Annotated in this window: 5 protein-coding genes; all 5 read left to right on the top strand. The window is 72.1% G+C overall.

Annotated elements, in window-relative coordinates; all coding sequences use genetic code 11:
- Positions 1-538: oxidoreductase C-terminal domain-containing protein (locus ONA70_RS34740; RefSeq protein ID WP_265010722.1), on the top strand; the 538-nt coding region annotated here is incomplete at its 5' end.
- Positions 535-1,971 (top strand): aldehyde dehydrogenase family protein, encoded by a 1,437-nt coding sequence (locus ONA70_RS34745; protein WP_265010723.1) that lies wholly within the window; start codon positions 535-537, stop codon positions 1,969-1,971. The genes ONA70_RS34740 and ONA70_RS34745, both read left to right, overlap by 4 nt.
- Positions 1,968-2,378, top strand: coding sequence for a Rieske (2Fe-2S) protein (locus ONA70_RS34750; RefSeq protein ID WP_265010724.1), 411 nt, complete (start codon positions 1,968-1,970; stop codon positions 2,376-2,378). The genes ONA70_RS34745 and ONA70_RS34750 overlap by 4 nt, the downstream gene beginning before the upstream one ends.
- Positions 2,375-3,997, top strand: coding sequence for a gamma-glutamyltransferase (locus ONA70_RS34755; RefSeq protein ID WP_265010725.1), 1,623 nt, complete (start codon positions 2,375-2,377; stop codon positions 3,995-3,997). The genes ONA70_RS34750 and ONA70_RS34755 overlap by 4 nt, the downstream gene beginning before the upstream one ends.
- On the top strand, positions 3,990-4,493 hold the full coding sequence (locus ONA70_RS34760; RefSeq protein ID WP_265010726.1) for a RidA family protein: 504 nt from the start codon (positions 3,990-3,992) through the stop codon (positions 4,491-4,493). The genes ONA70_RS34755 and ONA70_RS34760 overlap by 8 nt, the downstream gene beginning before the upstream one ends.
- The last annotated feature ends 380 nt before the right edge of the window (positions 4,494-4,873 follow it).

Below are 4,873 nucleotides of genomic sequence, written 5' to 3' on the forward strand. Positions count from 1 at the left end.
CCTGGTGGTGATCGGCATCGGCATCACGCCGAACACGATCGTGGCCGAACGGTCCGGCCTTGCCGTCGACAACGGCATCCTGGTCGACGAGTACTGCCGCACCAGTGCGCCGAACGTGTACGCCGCCGGCGACGTCGCCAACCACTGGCATCCGCTGTTCGGGGAACGGATCCGGGTCGAACACTTCGACAACGCGAGCCGGCAGGCGACCGCCGCCGCCAACAACATGATCGGCCGGACCACGTCGTACGCCGACCCGCACTGGTTCTGGTCGGATCAGTACGACCACAACCTGCAGTACACCGGCCACGCGCCGGTCTGGGACGACCTCGTCGTGCGCGGCTCGGTCGAAGAGTGCGACTTTTCGGCGTTCTACCTGCGCGACGGCCTGGTGCGCGCGGCGTTCGCCGTCGACCGCGGCGGGGACGTCCTCGTCGCCAAGGAGTTGATCGCCGGCCAGATCAGCGTGGATCCACGGATCCTCGCCGACGAGGACGTCGATCTGGCCGAGCTGACGGCGTTGGAGGAGCAACTGTGAAGGGCAACTTCATCGGTGGCGAGTGGGTGGGGTCGGCCAGCGGGCGTACCCGCGAGCGGCGGAACCCGGCCGACGAGCGCGAGGTCGTGGCGGTCTTCCCGGATTCCGACGCGAAGGACGCACACGACGCGGTCTCCGCGGTGGCGGCCGGCTACCGGGAATGGGCGGAGCGCGGCCCGGAGGCGCGGGCCGCTGTCCTGCACCGGGCGGCGGACATCCTCGCCGCCCGCGCCGACGACCTCGCCCGGGACCTGGTTCGGGAGGAAGGCAAGACGCTCGCCGAGGCGCTCACCGAGACCCGCCGGACCCCGTCGAACCTCCGCTTCTACGCAGGTGAGGCACTGCGCGTCGCCGGCCGCACGTACGCCACGGGCGACGGCAGCCTCGTCTACACCTCTCGGGAACCCGTCGGGGTCGTCGTTGCCATCACGCCGTGGAACTTCCCGCTGAACATCCCGTCCCGAAAGCTCGGCCCGGCGCTGGCAGCCGGCAACGGAGTGGTGTTCAAGCCGAGCGAGGTGACCCCACTGATGGGGCAGCGGCTGGTCGAGGCGCTGATCGAGGCGGGCGTTCCGGCCGGTGCGCTCGCCCTCGTGCAGGGTGGCGGGGAAGCGGGCGCGGCACTGGTCTCCGATCCGCGGGTGGGCGCCGTGACCTTCACCGGCTCGTCCGACGTCGGGGCGGCCATCCACCGCGCGGTCAGCCCCAGCCAGCGCTGCCAACTGGAGATGGGCGGCAAGAATCCGGTCATCGTGCTGGAGGACGCCGACCTGGACCGGGCAGCGGACATCGTGGTCCGCGGGGCGTTCGGCCTCAGCGGCCAGGCATGCACCGGCACCAGCCGACTGATCGTCCACGACGCGGTGCACGATGCGCTTGTCGAGCGGGTGGCCGCCCTCGCCCGCGCCCGCCGAGTCGGTGACGGGCTCTCCGACGGCGTGCAGATGGGCCCCCTCGCGACCCGCGCCCAACTGGAGAAGACCCGGCACTACCTCGACCTCACAGCGGCCACCAACGCCCGTCTGCGCGCCGGCGACGAGCCGCTCGGCCCGGGCCTGGAACACGGCAACTTCGTCCGACCGGCGGTGATCACCGACGTCGATCAGTCGTCGCCGCTGGCGCAGGAGGAGATCTTCGGGCCGGTCCTGAGCGTGCTGCGCGTCGGCTCCTTCGACGACGCGATCAGCGTCGCCAACGACACCGCGTACGGTTTGTCGGCCGGGATCGTCACCCGCGACCTGGGCCGTGCGCTTGACTTCGCCCGTCGGGTCGACAGCGGCCTGGTGAAGGTCAACCAGCCCACCACCGGCATGGCGATGAACGCCCCCTTCGGTGGGCTGAAGAACTCCAGCACCCAGACGTTCAAGGAACAGGCAGGGGAGACGATGATGCACTTCTACACCGTCGACAAGACCGTGTACGTGGCCTCATGAGCACGCCCGAGGTCACCGGCACCGCAGACGCGGGAGCAGAGCCGGACGCCGTCCGATTCGTCCGGGTGGCTCGCTCCGGTCAGGTGCCTGACGGTTACGTCCGCCGCTTCTACGCCGACACCCTGGAGCTGTGCGTCGCCCGCTGCGAGGGCAGGGCGTACGCGACGTCGAACTACTGCACGCACCTGGACTGCCTGCTGTCGTCAGGCAAGCTGGTCGACGACGGCATCGGCTGCTCCTGCCACGGCAGCGTCTTCGACCTCGAGACCGGCGAGCCGGTCTGCCCGCCCGCCACCGAACCGATCAAGACGTTCCCGGTGCGGGAAGAGGACGGGCAGATCTACGTGGGCGTGACACCGGAGGACATCGCGACCGGTGGGCCGCGCCGACGCAAGCCGGTGACATGACCGGCGCGGACATGGACTGGCCGGCACCGACCCGCAACCCGGTGCTCGCCGGCGAACACATGGCCATCTCGAGCCACCCGGCGGTCAGCGCCGTCGGTCATCGTGTGCTCGCTGATGGTGGCACCGCGATCGACGCGACGGTGGCGATGGCCGCGATGTCCTGGCTGGCGCTGCCCGGCCAGTGCGGCGTCGGCGGCGACGCCTTCGCCGTGGTCCGGGAGCCGGACGGATCGGTCTGGACCATCAACGGCAGCGGGTACGGGCCGGACGGCGGCGACCTGGAGTTCTATCGAGCGCGGAAGCTGCCGGCGATTCCACTCACGGGGGCGCTCGCCGTGGCCGCCCCGGGTGCGGTGGCCGCGATCGCCGCGCTGCACGCCCGCGGGGCAACCCGCGCCCTGCCCGAGTTGTGGGCGCCCGCGATCGCCGCCGCCGAACATGGCCTGCCCTGCACCCGCAAGACCCGCGCCGACATCCGCGAACACGAGGCACAGCTGCGCGCCGACGAAGGCGCGCGACGAACGTTCCTGCGCAACGGCCGGGCGCCGCAGTTCGGCGAACGGCTGCTACAGCCAGAGCTCGCCGACTCGCTGCGGCTGCTGGCGGCCGATCCCCACGCCCTCTACACCGGCGAACTGGCCGAACGCGCGGTGGCCGCACTGGCAGCGGCAGGTGCTCCGTTCAGTGGCGACGAGTGGGCGGCCTCCGGCGTACCGCTGCCGGGCGAGGCGATCGCCGGGCGGTACGGCGACCTCGTCGTGCACACGACACCCATGCCCACACCGGGCTGGATGGTGCTGCAGCAGGCGGCCGTCTGCGACGGGGCGCTCTCCGGGCTGCCGTGGCTGAGCGCCGACGCCGTCGGCTGGCTGGCCGGAGCTGCCCGACAGGCCTTCCGGGACCGCTGGGACCGGTGCGGCACCGACACGGACGCCTGGCGGTCGTTGCTGCGGCCCGAAGCGGTAGCGGACGTGCGGGCGAAGCTGGCCGCCGGACGGCACCCGCTCGCCACGGCCGGCCTGACGCCGGACGGGGACACCACGACGACCGTCGCGGTCGACGGCGACGGACGTGCGGTCAGCTTCATCCACTCACTCGCCTTCACCTTCGGCGCCCGGATCACCATCCCGGGCACCGGCATCATGCTCAACAACCGGCTCGGACGCGGCGCGTACCTGCTCGAGGACCACCCGAACCAGGTACGACCGCGGCGCCGTCCGCTGCACACCTGCCTCGCCTGGTTGGTGACCGACGCCGGGGGAGCCCTGCGGCACGTCGGCAACACCCCCGGCGGCGACGGGCAGGTGCAGTGGAACATGCAGGTGCTGTCGCACCTGATCGACCACGGCCTGGACCCGCAGGAGGCGGTGTCGGCGCCGCGGTTCACCGTGTTTCCCGGCAGCGACGCGGACGTCGTGGGAGCGCCCGACGAGCTGATCTGCGAGTCGCGGCTGGACGAGCGGACCTTCGCCGGGCTGCGCGTCGCCGGGCACCCGGTCCGCATGGTAGGACCGTGGGACGCGGGCGGAAGCGCCCTGGTGGTCTCGGTGGACGAGCGGCTCGGCTGCCTCACCGGAGGCGCCGACCCCCGCCAGGACGGGGTGGCGCTCGGTGGCTGACCCAACCGGCCGGGGGAGCCTGCCGGCGCCCCCGGCCCCGCAGGGCCACTACGTACCCGTGGTGGTGCACGCGGGCGTCGCGTACACCGCAGGCATGACCCCACGGGTGGCCGGCCGGCTCGCCGTGTGCGGCCTGGTGGGCGCGGATCTCACCGTGGCCGAGGCGCGAGCCGCAGCCGGCCTCGCGGCCGGCAACGCCCTCGCCGCGGTGGCCGAGGCGGTCGGGGGACTGGACCGGGTGCGGCGGTGCCTGCGGATGACCGTGTACGTCGCCTGCCGTCCCGACTTCACCCAGCACTCGATGGTCGCCGACGGGGCCTCGGAGGTGCTGCGGGACTGGCTGGGCGAACGCGGCGCAGTCGCGCGCTCCGCCGTCGGGGTGTCGAGCCTGCCGTCCGGCGCGCCGGTCGAGGTGGAGCTCACCGTCGCCGTCGCCGCAGATTGCCCCGATTCTCGCTGGACCTGTCAGCGACCGGGCGCTCGACCCGCGCTGTGAAATCTCTCGGTGCGCCCGGCGGCCCGTCGATCTCGGTGATCGGCCGCGCAGCTTGGCGTTCAGGACATCGGGATCGGCTGGCCTCCCGATACCGTCGTGGCGGAGGGTGTGCAGTTGATCGTGGTAGGAACGCCTGTCGCTCTCCGCGCCCGGACGATGCCCATGCCGTCACGCCGAACGACGAGGATCAGCCGTCCACGCTGACGTAGCGTTCACCTCTACGATGCGGTGTGCCGCGTGGCCGGTGGCGTTGTGGTCTGTTGCGCGCCGCGTTGGATTAGTACGACGCAGGCCAGCACGACCCAGCGCCGCCCCGATCGAGGCAGCGGTGACGGTCTATCCGAGCAGTAACGCGAGCCACGCCAGCAGGCACCCGGATC

This window comes from Micromonospora yasonensis, assembly GCF_026013475.1.
GTDB lineage: Bacteria > Actinomycetota > Actinomycetes > Mycobacteriales > Micromonosporaceae > Micromonospora > Micromonospora yasonensis.

Coding starts and splice junctions, on each gene's coding strand:
- ONA70_RS34750 (WP_265010724.1), top strand. CDS start 1,968: ATGAGCACGCCCGAGGTCACCGGCACCGCAGACGCGGGAGCAGAGCCG.
- ONA70_RS34755 (WP_265010725.1), top strand. CDS start 2,375: ATGACCGGCGCGGACATGGACTGGCCGGCACCGACCCGCAACCCGGTG.